The sequence below is a fragment of the Pseudofrankia sp. EUN1h genome (assembly GCF_001854645.1).
In the GTDB taxonomy this organism is placed as follows: Bacteria; Actinomycetota; Actinomycetes; order Frankiales; family Frankiaceae; genus Pseudofrankia; species Pseudofrankia saprophytica.
The window spans coordinates 457,387-472,728 of the sequence record NZ_MBLN01000002.1 but is presented as its reverse complement, the minus strand read 5'-3'; the positions used below and the strand labels follow the sequence as shown (position 1 = coordinate 472,728).

Annotated in this window: 11 protein-coding genes and 1 pseudogene; 4 read left to right on the top strand and 8 right to left on the bottom strand. The window is 73.4% G+C overall.

What is annotated here, in order from left to right; genetic code table 11:
• Positions 1 to 71 precede the first annotated feature (71 nt).
• The 7 genes from purN to BCD49_RS02695 form a co-directional block, all read right to left on the bottom strand.
• Positions 72 to 659 carry a phosphoribosylglycinamide formyltransferase gene (gene purN, locus BCD49_RS02725; RefSeq protein ID WP_007517130.1) on the bottom strand — a complete coding sequence of 196 codons (588 nt, stop codon included), beginning with the start codon at positions 657 to 659 and terminating at the stop codon, positions 72 to 74.
• Between the two features lie 328 nt (positions 660 to 987).
• A complete protein-coding gene (locus BCD49_RS44730; RefSeq protein ID WP_007517131.1) occupies positions 988 to 1,677 on the bottom strand; it encodes a helix-turn-helix domain-containing protein in 690 nt (229 codons plus the stop codon).
• Positions 1,678 to 1,768: 91 nt separating this feature from the next.
• The gene (locus tag BCD49_RS02715) at positions 1,769 to 3,130 is read right to left on the bottom strand and encodes a cell division protein PerM (RefSeq protein WP_071041069.1); all 1,362 of its coding nucleotides are present in this window, start codon (positions 3,128 to 3,130) and stop codon (positions 1,769 to 1,771) included.
• Positions 3,131 to 3,350: 220 nt separating this feature from the next.
• Entirely contained in the window at positions 3,351 to 4,157 is an 807-nt protein-coding gene (locus BCD49_RS02710) for a hypothetical protein (RefSeq protein ID WP_007517133.1), read from the bottom strand.
• Between the two features lie 204 nt (positions 4,158 to 4,361).
• Positions 4,362 to 5,234, bottom strand: coding sequence for a succinate--CoA ligase subunit alpha (sucD, locus tag BCD49_RS02705; protein WP_007517134.1), 873 nt, complete (start codon positions 5,232 to 5,234; stop codon positions 4,362 to 4,364).
• Positions 5,235 to 5,313: 79 nt separating this feature from the next.
• The gene (sucC, locus tag BCD49_RS02700) at positions 5,314 to 6,480 is read right to left on the bottom strand and encodes an ADP-forming succinate--CoA ligase subunit beta (protein WP_007517135.1); all 1,167 of its coding nucleotides are present in this window, start codon (positions 6,478 to 6,480) and stop codon (positions 5,314 to 5,316) included.
• A 423-nt stretch (positions 6,481 to 6,903) separates the two neighbouring features.
• Positions 6,904 to 8,742: a protein kinase domain-containing protein gene (locus BCD49_RS02695; protein WP_071041068.1), complete on the bottom strand. Its 1,839-nt coding sequence runs from the start codon at positions 8,740 to 8,742 to the stop codon at positions 6,904 to 6,906.
• A gap of 465 nt (positions 8,743 to 9,207) precedes the next feature.
• On the opposite strand from BCD49_RS02695, the gene BCD49_RS02690 reads away from it, so the two are divergent.
• The 4 genes from BCD49_RS02690 to groL all read left to right on the top strand — a co-directional run bounded on the left by BCD49_RS02690 (position 9,208) and on the right by groL (position 14,287).
• Positions 9,208 to 10,758, top strand: coding sequence for a carboxyl transferase domain-containing protein (locus BCD49_RS02690; RefSeq protein ID WP_083401197.1), 1,551 nt, complete (start codon positions 9,208 to 9,210; stop codon positions 10,756 to 10,758).
• A gap of 100 nt (positions 10,759 to 10,858) precedes the next feature.
• The gene (locus BCD49_RS02685; protein ID WP_007517138.1) at positions 10,859 to 11,857 is read left to right on the top strand and encodes an alpha/beta fold hydrolase; all 999 of its coding nucleotides are present in this window, start codon (positions 10,859 to 10,861) and stop codon (positions 11,855 to 11,857) included.
• A 256-nt stretch (positions 11,858 to 12,113) separates the two neighbouring features.
• Positions 12,114 to 12,422: a co-chaperone GroES gene (gene groES, locus BCD49_RS02680; RefSeq protein WP_035925775.1), complete on the top strand. Its 309-nt coding sequence runs from the start codon at positions 12,114 to 12,116 to the stop codon at positions 12,420 to 12,422.
• A gap of 221 nt (positions 12,423 to 12,643) precedes the next feature.
• Positions 12,644 to 14,287: a chaperonin GroEL gene (gene groL, locus BCD49_RS02675; RefSeq protein WP_007517141.1), complete on the top strand. Its 1,644-nt coding sequence runs from the start codon at positions 12,644 to 12,646 to the stop codon at positions 14,285 to 14,287.
• Between the two features lie 541 nt (positions 14,288 to 14,828).
• On the opposite strand, the pseudogene BCD49_RS45775 reads toward groL, so the two are convergent.
• Positions 14,829 to 15,149 (bottom strand): annotated as a pseudogene (locus BCD49_RS45775) (WhiB family transcriptional regulator); the annotation flags it as partial.
• Positions 15,150 to 15,342: the final 193 nt, after the last annotated feature.

Sequence of the window (15,342 nt, the reverse complement as noted above, 5' to 3'; positions counted from 1 at the left end):
ACCATGCATTCCACGCAGTCCAACGCCAACCGAAGCCGTCGCGCCCCCATGTGGGCGGCCGACGGCCCCGGCTAGCGGGCGGCGGCCGCCGTCGGCCGCCCACGCGCGATCTCGCCGATCGTGGTGACATACAGCCCGCGTTCGACTGCCTGGATCCGCGTGCGCAGGATGTCCTCGGTGTCATCCGGCAGGACGTCCACGGCCGCCTGGGCGATGATCGGCCCGGTGTCGACCCCCTCGTCCACCCAGTGCACGGTGACCCCGCTGACCTTCACCCCGTGCGCGATGGCGTCGCGGATCGCGTGCGCGCCGGGGAACGACGGCAACAGCGACGGATGGGTATTGACCGTGCGGAACCGCCCGATGACCTGCTTGTCGAGAATCTTCATATACCCGGCGAGCACCAACAGGTCGGGGCACTCGACCGCGATCCGGTCCGCCGTCGCGGCGTTGAACGCGTCCCGGTCGGGGTGGTCCTCCAGCCGGACGGTGAACACCGGCAGGCCGGCGGCCAGGGCACGGCGCTCGGCGCCGGTGCCCGCCCGGTCCGTGCCGACCGCGACGACCTGGGCGCCATAGGCCGGGTCCTGGCAGGCATCCATGACCGCCTGCAGGGTGGTGCCGGTTCCCGACGCGAGAACGACCAAGCGGGCAGGCACAGGGCTCTCCGAAGCAGCAGGGGCGGGGCGCCGGGCGCCCCGCCATCGGGCGTTTCACGCCCTCTCGACGCGGTCACGGATCGGGGGCGCCTGGCGGCGGTCGGCCCTGTCGGGGGCAGACAAGAGGGCCGGGCTGACGGCGGGCGCCGCGAGCCGGCTCCACGGCCGCTGTCGGCCTGGGTCCGGCGACTCGGGCGCCGCGCGCCTTTCCTGGCATGGTCGGGGTTGGAGTCGGGCCCGCTGCTGACCAGTCCGCCAGCCTGGGCCCGAGGTGGTGACTCGACCCCCGACTGTACTGACTTGCCCCCTCCGGACGCCGCCATCCGCGTTACCCGCACAACGCGTCGGTGGGGTGCCAGAACTGCTGGCCGAAGGCGAGGCCCAGGTCGAGCTCGAAGTCCGGGTCAGGCGGGCCGGCTGGCGAACCGGGCCAGCCGCCGCGGCCGTCACGGGCCAGGCGGCCCCGGCCGGCGTGGCCCTGGCTGAGGCGGCCCTGGCCGGGGTGGTCGCGCGGGCCATGGCCGTCTCGCCCGCCGCCCGCGTCCAGGCCCGGGTCGAGGACGCCGTAGTCGAGGCCGTCCACCAGGTCGCCGGGGCGGCACAGGTACAGCTCGGCGAGCCGGGCCAACGCGAGCGGCGACGGCGCGCGGCCACCGGACGCGGGCCAGGTCTCCCAGTAGCTGAAGGACTTACCGGTCTTGGGGGAGGCCGGCCACCGCTCGTTCCAGCGGCGGGCGGCATCCTCCTGTGTCCAGCCGTGCGCCAGCCGGAACGCGAGCCGGGCACCCAGCCCATGGGCCAGCTGCCAGTGCGCGGCGATCCGCCGATATGACCAGCCCAGGGCGCGCAGATCGGTCGACTGGGCACGAATCTGTGCCGCGGTGGGTGCGATGACGGCCTCCCGGACTCCAGGCGGGCATCGTGGGGCGACCGCGCCGCCTGCTCGTTGGCCGGCGGCGGCGAGCTCCCGCGGCTCGGCGGACGGCTGGCTCCTCCGGGCGACCGCCCGGACGATCACACCGTAGCCACCAGCTATGACACTCGCGGCCCGCTCAGGAACACGGCCCGCGAGGCCCCGCACCGGACGGCCCGAGGCCGTCGGACCCGGCCTAGGGGCGGCGATGGACGAGCTCGGCGACGCTGGTCACCAGCGCGCCGGCCATCCCGACCTCCATCAGCGCCGCGAGGATCGCCCAGCCAGGCGCCGGCCCGAACGTGGCCGCCGCCTGGGTGCCTATACCGCCGCCAGAGAGCGCCGCGAGCAGCCCGACCAGGAGCGCGCAGGCGGCCGCGCCGGCCAGCACGACCCCGAGGCGGCCGACCAKGGTCGCGCCGGGAGTGGCCCGACGCACCGACAGCGCGAGCGCCGTCCCGGCCGCGAGCGGYGCCACCGCGAGCACCAGCCAGGCCCAGCCGGGAAGCGCGTCCGAGGGCAGCAGCCGCAGCACCGGCAGGTCCGGCAGGGTGGCCGGCGCGGCGGACGTCGGGGTCACGGTGACCGTCGGCCCGGCGGCGAATCCTGTGCCAAGCGCGTAGCAGCACGCCCAGACGGCCAGATTGGGCAGCAGGACGAGCTGGATCGCGAACAGCCCGAAGCCCCCGACCAGACCCGGATCCAGCCCACTGGCCGCGCCGGACACGCTGCCCGCCCGGACCACCAGCAGCACGCACAGGCCCAGCGCGCCAACGGCCACGAGCGCCGCCGTCGCCGCGAGGCCGCCGGCCAGCGGCACCCGCAGCATCGTGGGGATCCGCCGCCAGGCCGCGCCCAGTCGGCGGGAGCCGGCCAGGACGCCGATGGTCGCGCCCAGGGCCGACAGCCCGGCGGCGCCCAGGGCCGCCGAGCCGGGCACCGGCCGCGCGGCCGGGCTCGACGCCGCGAAGCAGACCACGCAGACCAGCGCGGTCTGCGCGAACACGACCGCCGCGATGTCCAGGAGCACCCGGCGCGGCCGGACCCGACGTCGGGTCACTCCCGGCTGGCCGCCGCCACCGCCGCCACCGCCGGCCGGTGGTGGCGGCACGAGGCCGGCCTGGCCGGGGATCCGGGAACGCAGTCGGGAGCCGATCCGCCCCGGCAGGCCGGCGGCGACGTTGACCTCCCGCAGCGGGCGCGCCATGGCCCCGCCGGCCCGGGTGGCGGCCAGCCGGTAGCCGGACGAGGCGGCGAGCAGGACGGGCAACGCGGCCAGCCCGAGCGGAAGGACGCGGATATCGCCGTCCGGGAGCCGCAGGGTCGCGCCGTGCGCGAGCAACCACAGGTCGGCGCCCACCCGCAGCGCGGCGCCGGCACCGGCACTCGACCTGGTGTCGGCTCCCCAGACGATCAGCACCAGCAGCTGCACGGCGACCAGCCCGGCCGCGCAGGCCACGGCCGGTCCCGGCAGCGCGACGCCGAACGCGTGCGCGAGCCGGGTCAGCCGGGTCAGCCGGAGCGCCGCGGCACCGCGGGAGGCGACAGGGTGGGCCACGGGGACGACGCTCGCACGCGCGCGCCGCCACACCGGGCCAACACGCCGGGGCAAAGCCGGAAATGGGCTGATCCAGCAGATATCGCCACACGGCAGGAGCGTCGCGCTCGAACGGCTAGATCCTCTTGATCAGCGCCGCCGGGCCGACCTCTTCGGCGCGCAGTTTTCGCTACTCAGTCGTCTTCGCTACTCAGTCGTCTTCGGCTGGTGCCGGCCGGGCCTAGCCGGGCTGCTGGCCGTAAGGGGTGCCAGGCTGCGACGGCGGCTGCGACGGCGGCTGCGACGGCGGCTGCGACGGGTCATACCCGGATGCCGGGGCCTGGCCGTACGGCGCCGGCGGCTGGCCGTAACCCGGAGCTGGCGTCTGGGGCGGCTGTCCATACGGCGCGGGCGTCGGCTGGCCATAGCCCGGCGCGGGGGTCGGCTGCGGCTGGCCGTAGCCAGGAGCCGGAGTCGGCTGGCCGTAGCCCGCGGCCGGCTGCTGCCCGTAAGGCGTCGCGCCCGAGGGCCCGTACGGCTGCCCATAGGGCTGGCCGTACGCCTGCTGCCCGTAGGGAGGCTGCCGCTGACCCCAGGGCGCGCCGGACGCCGGCCCACGGCCGGGGATCTGCTCGCCGCTGGCAAGCAGCCCGACGACGCTGAAGGCGGTCAGCGCGGCGGCCCCGATCAGGCCGAAGTACAGGCCGAAGCGCGAGTCCCAGGGGTGGACCGTGACCAGCCGGATGAGGATGAACAGCGTCGCGACGGCGCCCAGGATCACAGTGAGCAGCGCTGGGCCTACCGGGCCGATCGCGGGCAGCCTCAGGTTGGCGACCATTCGGGCGGCCACCAAGCCCGCGGCGGCGAACGAGAGCACGATCGCGAACACGGCGAGCGGGCCGCTGCCCCAGCCCATGTGCATGCTGCCCCGGTAGTAAAACCAGTCGATCCCCATCCACGGCAGGAAGCTGGAGATCAGCACGACCACACCACCGGCCACGATGCCGACGTCACTGGTGGCGACGTCGCGACCAGCGATCTTCACCATCGGGACCAACCCMACTTCGTCCGGAATGCCCAAGCGCCGGACCCTAGTTCACCAAGCGCCGCCGAAAAGTCCTAACGCATTCTCCCCATGCCGGCGTCCGCGCGCCTGCCGGCCCCGACGCGCCGGCCAGGCTGCCAGACGAGCGTGGGCCACCCGGCCGGGCAACCGCCGCGGCCGGGTGGCCCACTTCGTACCAGTACTGCCCTACAGCGAACGCATGATGTCGGCCATCAGACGCGCGGTCTCCGACGGCGTCTTGCCGACCCGCACACCGGCCTTCTCCAGCGCTTCCTTCTTCGCCTGCGCGGTTCCGGACGAACCGGAGACGATCGCGCCGGCGTGCCCCATCGTCTTGCCCTCCGGCGCGGTGAAGCCCGCGACGTAGCCGACGACCGGCTTGGTGATGTGGGCCTCGATGTGCGCGGCGGCCCGCTCCTCGGCGTCGCCACCGATCTCACCGATCATCACGATCGCGTCGGTCTCGGGGTCGGCCTCGAAGGCGTCGAGGGCGTCGATGTGAATGGTCCCGATGACCGGGTCACCACCGATGCCGACGCCGGTCGAAAAGCCGAAGTCGCGCAGCTCGTACATCATCTGGTAGGTCAGCGTGCCACTCTTGCTGACCAGGCCGATGCGTCCCGGCGGGGTGATGGTGGCCGGGATGATGCCGGCGTTCGACTTGCCGGGGCTGATGATGCCCGGGCAGTTCGGGCCGATGATGCGGGTCTTGCCCTTGCCCTGGGCGTAGGCGAAGAACTCGGTGGTGTCGTGCACCGGGACGCCCTCGGTGATGACGACGGCGAGCGGGATCTCCGCGTCGACGGCCTCGATCGCGGCGTCCTTGGTGAACTTCGGCGGGACGAAGATGACGGAGACGTTCGCCCCGGTCTTCTCGATCGCCTCGGTGACGGACGCGAACACCGGCACGCCGTCCTGGGACTGACCGGCCTTGCGTGCGTTCACGCCGGCGACGATCTGGGCGCCGGACGCCGCCATGCGCTTCGCGTGCTTGCTGCCTTCGGAGCCGGTGATGCCCTGCACCACGATCCGGCTGTTCTCGTCGAGCCAGATGGCCATTGCGAGCGGTTCCTTTCACCCAGGCCGTGGGGGGCGCGGTCGATTTCTCGGCGCGCCCCGGAGGCCTGCCGGGTAATTGTCAGGCCGCAGCGGCGGCGAGCTCGGCGGCGAGCTTCGCCGCGCCGTCCATGGTGTCCACGGGCTTGACGACCGCGAGGTTGGCCTCGGCGAGGATCCGCCGGCCCTCTTCGGCGTTGTTGCCGTCGAGGCGGACCACCAGTGGGGTGGTCACCTCGCCGACCAGCTCCAGCGCCTTGACGATGCCGTTGGCGACCGCGTCGCAGGCGGTGATGCCGCCGAAGATGTTGACGAAGACGCTCTTGACGGACGGGTCCGACAGAATGATCGACAGACCGTTCGCCATGACCTCGGCCGAGGCGCCGCCGCCGATGTCGAGGAAGTTCGCCGGGCGCTGCCCGCCGAACTCCTCGCCGGCGTAGGTGACGACGTCGAGGGTCGACATGACCAGGCCCGCGCCGTTGCCGATGATGCCGACCGAGCCGGTCAGCTTGACGTAGTTGAGGCCCTTTTCCTTGGCCTTCTGCTCCAGCGGGTCGACCGCGGAGACGTCGACGAGCGCCTCGTTCTCCGGGTGACGGAAGTCGGCGTTCTCGTCCAGGCTCACCTTGCCGTCGAGCGCGATCACCCGGCCGTCACCGGTGAGGATGAGCGGGTTGACCTCGACCAGGGTGGCGTCCGCCTTGACGAACGTCTCCCACAGCTTGACGAGCAGCTCGGCGGCGCCCTCGAGGGCGGCCTCCGGGAGCTTGGCGGCGACGGCGATCTCGCGGGCCTTCGCGAGGTCGACGCCGGTCAGCGGGTCGAGGTGGATCCGAGCGAGGGCCTCGGGGTTGGTGGCCGCGACCTCCTCGATCTCCATGCCGCCCTCGCGCGAGGCCATCGCCAGGAAGGTGCGGTTCGCGCGGTCCAGCAGGAACGACGCGTAGTACTCCTCCGCGATGTTGCTGGCCTGCTCCACCAGTACCGAGTGCACGGTGTGGCCCTTGATGTCCATGCCGAGAATGGCGGTCGCCTTCTCGTACGCGTCCTCCGGCCCGTCGGCGACCTTGACCCCGCCGGCCTTGCCGCGGCCACCGGTCTTGACCTGGGCCTTCACGACGACCTTGCCGCCCAGCTCCGCGGCGATCGCGCGGGCCTCGTCGGGGGTTGTGGCGGTCTTACCGGTGGGCACCGGGACGCCATGCTCGGCGAAGAGCGCCTTCGCCTGGTATTCGAAGAGATCCACGGTCCGTCCAGTCGGGTGCGGTCGGTCAGGGGATGCACGGAACGGATGCGAGCCTACTGACGCACCCGCCGTGACGCGCGCCTGCGCGGCGAGGCCCACAAATGACTCCGCGCCAGCCGGATGACGCCGCGGCGCCGTGCGTGAGCCGTGCTACACGGTCCGGCTCGACTCTGGGCCGCCCAGGGCCGCCTGTCGACGGTCCGAAGCGCCGATGCCAGGGCCGATGCCGCCCGTATGCGCGCGGCAGAACCGTACAAAACCCCCCGCGCGGCTGCCGGCGGGGTGCCCGCGGCGGCGGGGACGGCTACCTGCGGCCACAGGCATCGGCCGACGGCCCGCCGGCTCCGGCCAACGCATATGTCCGATCTCACACGGTGTGATGTGTGAGGAGCGTGCCACCGGTGGGCCAGGCGCCGCCCGGACTCAGCCGTGGCCCGCGACATATCCCAGGTAGAGCAGCGCCGCCACGAGGCCGGGCCAGCCGAGCACGATGCCCACCACCGCCAGCCGGTCTCCTGGCCGCGGGCCGCCCCGGGCAGCGGCCCGGGCCCGGTAGCCGAGGTACACGCCGGCGGCGCTGCCGACCCCGAACAGCCACAGGACGGCAAGCAGCGCCGAGAGCACCGCCGGGATGTTCCACCCGGGACTGGGCTGGCGGCGCCTGGCCCGGCCGCCCCCCGCCGGCCGGCCGGTCGACGCGCCCGGCGGACGGTTGACCGCCGCCGGGCCGATCTCGGCCGGTGGCGCGCCGACCGGCGGTGGCGACGATGCCGGCGGCAACGGCGCCGGGCGGAACGCGCCCGCCGGCGGTGGCACGCCCAGCGAGCCGGCACGCGCCGATCGCCAGTCCCCGTCCGGTGCCCGCCGGGTTGGCGGGGACGCCAGCCTGGGGTCCACATGGTCGACATGGTCCGCGTAGGTGGCTTCCGGGGGAGGCGGCTTCCTGGCCGACGGCTGCGCGTACGAGTGCTCGGGGTCCGCGTACGCGGGATCCGCGTGTCGAGCCTCGGCCCGCGCGGGTTCGGGGAGCGCGGGCGCGCGATACGCGGGTCCGGGGTGCGCAAATCCTGGACTTGAGGCGTCTGGGTACGGGGTCCTGGCATAGGGACCCGCGGAATATCCCGACTCCAGCTGAGGAGGCTCCGGATATGAGGAGGGCGGGCCATACCGGTGGTCCGGCTGGGGTCGCCAGTCCCCTTGGCTTCCGTCCAACGGCTGGACGGGCCCGGGCGGCAAGGGCGGGGCGGACGGCAGAGCTCGTACTGGCGGGGGGAAGGACGCCGGCGAGGGAAAGGACACCGGCGGCGAGACGGGCACCGGCAACGGCGAGGATGCCCAGCCGCCCTGGTCCTGGTGCCCAGCCAGGYCGCGCCGCGCGTCGACGCTGGGTAACTGACCGGTCCAGTCGCGTTCCAGCACCGTTTCGGTCGCGCGGTGCGCGTCGCTACTGCTGCGCACCGGCTGGCCGCTGAGCGCGGCCAGCAGCGCCGCGGCCGACGGGCGCAGCCGCGGCTCCTTCTCCAGCGCCGGCACGACGGTGTCGAACAGATAGTCGGGCAGATGCTCCAGGTCCGGTGGGTCGCGCTGGATGCGGAACGCCAGCGCCTCGGCCCGCTCGGCGTGGAAGGGATGCCGGCCGGCCGCTGCGTAGGCGACGCAGCAGCCCCAGGAGAAGATGTCGGCCGCGGGGCCGGCCTGCTCGCCACGCATCTGCTCGGGAGCCATCCAGGCGAGCGTCCCGACGACGTGGCCGGACCGGGTCAGCGTCGCGTTGCCGTCCAGTTGCGCGATCCCGAAGTCGATGACCTTGGGCCCGTCCCACGCGAGCAGGATGTTCGACGGCTTGAGGTCGCGGTGAACGACACCCACCTCGTGAATCGCCACCAGCGCGTCGGCGAGACCGGCGGCGAGACCACGGACCAGTTGCTCCGCCAGTGGCCCGCGCTGGCGGACCGCGTCGGCCAGGCTGGTGCCCTCCACGTACTCGGTGACCATCCACGGCCGTTCGGCGGTGGTGTCGGCGTCGAGCACCGCCGCGACCGCGCCGCCGTGGACCCGCTGTGCGGCCCTGACCTCCCGCTGGAAGCGGCGGCGGAACTCCACGTCCTCCGACAGCTCGGCGGAGGCGACCTTCACCGCGACCGGGTGCCGCCGGTCGGTGAACGCGAGGTAGACGGTGCCCATGCCGCCCTCACCGATCCGGTTCTGCAGCCGGTACGGACCGATGGCGATGGGATCGTCGTCCGTGAGCGGTGTGAGCATGGCCCCCCTCGCACTGACGGAGCCGCGGCGGCGTGTGGCGCCCCGTCGGACCAGCTGCGCCGACCGCCTCGCGGGCCGGCCTCCGGCCGATGTCCGCCGCCGAACGCCGACGGCGCCGGCGGCCAGGGCAGGGGCCCGGCGACCGGCTGGCTGGACCGTTTTCCACCAGCCGGACGGCCCGGGCCGAAGTAGGCATCCGGACGCTATCGGCATATTGCGACTCCGGACAGTATGCACACCCCTCCGCACGCCCACACACGCAGATCACCACGGAGGTGGGGTCACGGCGTTACGCTCCGCCGTCCACCGCACCGACGGCGCCAGGACGGGCAGGTCCTGGTTCTGGCCGGCCGCGGTCGGCCAGAACCAGGGCGGCGCGGCCATCACCCACCAAAGGACGGTGCGCGCAGTGACATTCCGCTCCGCGCGACGACATGGCGCCTCGGTCGGTCCGACGATGCGGACATGCCCGATCGCGCCGCGTCGCCGACAGGCCCATCCCGCCCGCCTGGGCAGGAGCTCCCTGGCACCCCCGCCGAAACCACTCCGCCGCCCCCGTCCGCGGACGCCGACTGGCGCGCGCGGCTGCTCGCCAGCGTGACGCGCTGCCCACGCAGCGATCCGGCACCCAACCGTCTGTGCTGGCCCGGCTACGCCGCTACCCAGGCGGTCTGGTGGGGCGAGGGCCCGGTGGCCGGCGTCGACTGCGTGGTCGTGGCCTGGGAGTTCAGCGTGTATGGCGGGAGCTTCGGCGAGGTCGACGCCGCCGCGTTCGCCGCGGCGGCCGAGCACGCCGCCGTCACCCGCCGGCCGTTGTTGTCCTTCCTGCGCAGCGGTGGCACGCGCTTGCAGGAGGGGGTCGCCGGACTGGTCGGGCTGCCGAGGGCGACGCTCGCCGCCGCCGGCCTCGACGAGGCCGGCGTGGCGCATGTGGCCGTGGTCGACCATCCGACCACCGGTGGCGTGTGGGTGACGATCGCCTCCAGGGCTGACCTGCGCTGCGCGGTGGCCGGGGCGACGGTCGGCTTCGCCGGCCCGCGGGTCGTCGCCGCCGTGACCGGCACGGCGCCCGGTGCCGACAGCCACACCGCCGAGGCCGCCTGGCGGGCCGGCCTGGTCGACGCAGTCGTCGAACCGGATGCCATCCAGGCCTGGCTCGCGGCCGCCCTCACCGCGGCGGCCGGCACGCCCACGGCAGCCGGCGCCATCCAGACGCTGGGAGACAGCCCAGCGCCGGAGGACGAGAACGTGGCAGCCGACGAGGTGCGCGGCTGGGCCCAGGTGCTCGCCGCCCGGGCGGCGGGCCGGACGAGCGGCGGCGCGGCGCTCGACGCCGTGACGGCGCACGGGGTCGAGCTGGCGGGCGGTGATCCCGCCGTGCGGGCGCGGCTCGGCCTGCTCGCCGGCTCGACGCCCCCGAGCTCGACGCCCCCGAGCTCGGGGGCGCTGGGCATCGTGGCGGTGGCCGTGGCGGCCGAGCCGGGGGGTGCCCCCGGGCCGGGCGGCTACCGGCTGCTCGCGCGGGCGGCTCGGCTCGCGGGCAAGCTTCGGTTGCCGCTGGTCCTGTTCGTCGACACCCCGGGGGCCGACCCGAGCGCGCAGGCCGAGGCCGACGGCGTCGCGGCGGCGATCGGCTCCGCGATGGAGGCGGTGCTGCGCTGTCCGAGCCCGACCGTGTCGGTCATCGTCGGCGAGGGCGGCTCCGGCGGCGCGCTCGCGGCCGCCTGCGCCGACGCCGTGCTGATGACACCGGACAGCTACCTGACCGCGCTCTCGCCGGAGGGCGCGGCGGCCACGCTGCGCATTCCGGCCGAGCGAGCCGCCGACCTGGGTGGCCTGCGACCCATCGACCTGCTCCGGCTGGGCTTCGCCGACGAGGTCCTCCCCTCGGGGGCCCCGGCCGCCGTCGCCGGTGCCATCGCCACGACGCTCGCCCGGCTCACCACCCTTGACCAGGGCGTTCGCCTGTCCACCCGGTGGAGGAAGTGGTCGACAGCACTACCCGGCCACCTGTAACGTCACTGTCCCCTCCTTCCCGACTACCCGACTTACGGATCATGATCACCCGCTTCCGGCCTCGCTTCTCCCGCGGGCCGGCACCTTTGGGCTGGCTGCCGTGCGACCGGACACCGAGCTTCCCCTAGAAGGCCGCGAGGGCACCCGACCGTGGCTGCGCCAGCTCGGCACGGCCGCCGGCCGGTACACCCGCGACGTGGCGACGGCCCCGCTTGGCGTCGGCCGGGTGCTGACGCGCCGCATCGGCGCGACCCCAGCCGCCGTACGCGGTCTCGTCACCGAGGCCGCGTGCATCGCGACGCACGCGGCCTTCTACCCGGCCGGCGTCCGCGCGGGCCGGGTCCCCGTGGCGGACCGGTACAGCCTGGCCAGGCTCGGCCCGCTGCAGCGTGGCCTGCTGGTCGGCCACCCGGCCGCCGCCGGCATGCCGATCCTGCTGGTGCACGGGCTGGTCGACAACAGGTCGATCTTCGCTCGGCTGCAGCGCACGCTGCGCCGACGCGGGTTCAGTCACGTCGAGACGATCAATCTGCCGCTGTACGCGACAGGTGTCCCGCAGGCGGCCGCCACGCTCGAGGCCGCCGTCGCCGACATCCTTTCCCGGACCGGCTACCAGCAGGTCCACATCGTGGCCCACTCGCTCGGCGGGGTGGTGGCCCGGTACTACGTGCAGCGGCTCCGCGGCGACGAGCAGGTCCACACGCTGGTCACGCTCGGCACGCCGCACAGCGGCACGAGGCTCGCCCACCTGGTGCCCCGGGCCGTCCCGTACCGGCTGGTCGCGTCGCTGCGGCCCGGTTCACCGCTGCTGGCGGAGCTCGCCCAGCCCGCGCCGGGCTGCCGCACCCGCTTCCTCGCGATCGGCGGCGGCCTGGATTCGGTGGTACGCCCGGAGTCGGCGGCGCTGAGCCATCCCGATCTCGCCGCGCGCAACGTGACGATCCCCGGCCTCGGCCACCACGCGCTCCCGTTCAACGGGGACGTCGCCCACGGGATCGCCGTCGCCCTCGCCGGCCTCGACGGCCCGGTCGCCTGGCCCTACGAGCCGCCGACCCACCAGGCCCCGCCGCCCGCGCGGACCTGCCCGCCGGAGTCCTAGGAACCCGGCAAACAGACGGACCCCTTCGATCGGGGAACCGGCCGGGCGCTCCGCGACCACGGACATTCGCTCCCACCCCGTACAGGCACGGGGACAACGCCTGACGCTACATATACGACCGGGTCGGTTGACGAGTGCGACACTGATGCTAAGTTGGCACTCGGCACGTGAGAGTGCCAGCGACAGAGGCGCCTGTTCACCCGCGACGGCAGGCCGCCAGGGTCGCTCTCTCATCCAGCGCAGGAAGGGGAGGTCGATCGTGACGACCGCCACCAAGGTTGCCATCAAGCCGCTCGAGGACCGCATCGTCGTCCAGCCGTCAGACGCTGAGACGACCACCGCCTCGGGCATCGTCATCCCGGACACGGCCAAGGAGAAGCCCCAGGAGGGCACGGTCCTCGCGGTCGGTCCCGGCCGGTTCGAGGACGGCAAGCGCGTCCCGCTCGACGTGAAGGTCGGCGACGTGGTGCTCTACAGCAAGTACGGCGGCACCGAGGTCAAGTACGCCGGTGAGGAGTACCTGGTCCTCTCCGCCCGCGACGTGCTCGCGGTCATCGAGAAGTAGTCGAGCGGGGGTGTGCCACGATCGGGATCACTCTGTTCGGCGGCCGTTGGCCGCCTTCCCGAGCTCCCGCGCAATGTCTGCCCAGGGGGGCGACCCCCTGGAACCCCCGCCAGCCGGCGTGACCGGAGATCCAATGTGGCGGGAAGACACGTGACGCGATCCTTCGGGGCGCACCCCCTCGGCGTTGTGCCGGGAACGGCAGCGGGAGGACCCCCAATCAGATGAGTAAGATCCTCAGTTTTCGCGAGGACGCGCGCCATGCGCTCGAGCACGGGGTGAACACCCTGGCCGACGCGGTGAAGGTGACGCTCGGCCCGCGCGGTCGCAACGTCGTCCTCGACAAGTCCTACGGCGCGCCCACGATCACCAACGACGGCGTGACGATCGCCCGCGAGGTGGAGCTCACCGACCCGTACCAGAACCTTGGCGCGCAGCTCGTCAAGGAGGTCGCGACCAAGACCAACGACGTCGCCGGCGACGGTACGACGACGGCGACGGTGCTGGCGCAGGCCATGGTCCGTCAGGGCATCAAGGCGGTCACCGCCGGCGCGGCGCCGGTGTCGCTGAAGGTCGGCATCGAGGCGGCCGTCGAGGCCGTCACGAAGGCGCTGCTCGACTCGGCGATCGAGGTCAACTCGAAGGAGACGATCGCGCAGGTCGCCGCCATCTCGGCGCAGGACACCCAGGTGGGTGAGCTGATCGCCGAGGCGATCGACAAGATCGGCAAAGATGGTGTCATCACCATCGAGGAGAGCCAGACCATGGGTCTGGAGCTCGAGCTCACCGAGGGGATGCAGTTCGACAAGGGCTACATCTCCCCGTACTTCGTCACCGACCCGGAGCGGATGGAGGCGGTCCTCGAGGACGCCTACGTCCTGCTGCACCCCGGCAAGATCGGCTCCCTGAACGACCTGCTCCCGGTGCTCGAGCTCGTGGTGCAGGCCCGCAAGCCGCTGCTGATCATCGCCGAGGACATCGAGGGCGAGGCGCTCTCGACTCTGGTCGTCAACTCGGTGCGCAAGACCTTCCAGGTCGTCGCCGTCAAGGCGCCCGGCTTCGGCGACCGTCGCAAGGCGATGCTGCAGGACGTGGCCGTGCTCACCGGCGGCCAGGTCGTCGCCGAGGAGGTCGGCCTGAAGCTGGAGGCCGTGACGCTGGAGGACCTGGGCCGCATCCGCCGGGCCGTCATCGACAAGGACAGCACCACCCTCGTCGACGGCGCGGGCGACAGCGAGTCGGTCGTCGCGCGGGTCAAGCAGATCCGCCAGGAGATCGAGGCCAGCGACTCCGACTGGGACAAGGAGAAGCTGCAGGAGCGGCTGGCGAAGCTCGCCGGCGGCGTCGCGATCATCCGGGTCGGCGCGGCCACCGAGGTCGAGCTCAAGGAGAAGAAGCACCGCCTGGAGGACGCGGTCTCGGCCACCAAGGCCGCGATCGACGAGGGCGTGGTCGCCGGTGGCGGCTCCGCCCTGGTGCAGGCCGCCACGGTGCTCGACGGTGGCCTGGGCAGGACCGGCGACGAGCGCACCGGAGTCAACCTGGTGCGCACAGCGCTGTCCTCGCCGCTCCACTGGATCGCGCGCAACGCCGGTCTGGATGGCCCGGTCGTCGTCTACAAGGTCGCCGAGCTGCCGGTCAACCACGGCTTCAACGCGGCGACGAAGACCTACGGCGACCTGATCGCGGACGGCGTCATCGACCCGGTCAAGGTCACCCGCTCGGCCGTGGCCAACGCGGCGTCGATCACGGCGCTGCTGCTGACCACGGAGGCGCTGGTCGTGGAGAAGCCGGCCGAGCCCGTCGCCGCCGCCGGCGGGCATGGTCACGGGCACGGGCACGGGCACAGCCACGGCCCCGGCTTCTAGCCCTCGCACCAACGAAGGAGCCCGACCGGTGGGACCGGTCGGGCTCTTTTCGTTGCCTGGCCTTGCTCTTCCTGGCCTTGCTCTTCCTGGCCTCCGCTGCCCGATCTTCGTGGCCGGTCCTCGTGGCTGACCCGCGCTGGCGGCAGCTCCGCCTGGCAAAGGGACGGAAGCATAGCCGCTCCGTTACCACGTCGCCAGACTCGCGGTGGCCGGCCGCCCCCGGCACCCGTCGCGGGTGAGCCAGCCGGCGCGGCGGCGATGTCGGCATCTGGCGGAACTACTCGGCTGTCGGACCATCCGCTGTCGGACCATCGACCATCGACCATCGGAGCACGACCGCTGGGCCGCCCGGTCACGTGCCGCCCGCCACCCCGCGGCCAGGCGCGAAGCGCCCCACGGTCGGAGCGCTTCGCGCCTCCGCCTAGGCGACGATGGGCGCCTGGTGGGCCATCGAGCCAGCCGCGGAACCGGCCGGGACCGGGGCCTGGCGGGTACCCGGTCCTCCTCGGTCCACTACCTCCCGGATCGGCGAAGCGGATCCGGCGGGAACCCCCCCATCGATGAGCGGGGAGGCGGCCCGGCGGCGGGTGCGGCCGGTCAGGATCGCCTCGCGCTCCGATTCACTCATTCCACCCCAGACTCCGTAAGGTTCGCGGGCGGACAGCGCGTGTTCACCGCACTCCTTGACGACGCAGCAGCGGGCACAGATGGCCTTCGCCGCCGCCTCGCGGGCGGCCCGCGCCGGGCCGCGTTCCCCCTCGGGATGAAAGAACAGCTCGGTGCTCTCACCCCGACAGGCGCCGTGCAGCTGCCACTCCCACTTTTCCGCTCCGGGACCTGGTAGACGTCGGACGTCGGTCATCGGCCTGAGCCCCCCCTTTGCGACGAGCCGAAGGCACACGCGGGTACGCGCTCGCCCCGGGCGGCGACGCGCGCCGCCCGCACACCGTAGGCCGGCTCACCCCTCTGATCGATCTTGGAAATTCACCCCCCGGCGGTGCCGCGCGTCGCGGCCGCGCGCCGCGCGACCACGGCCGCGCGGCGCGCTCGGAACA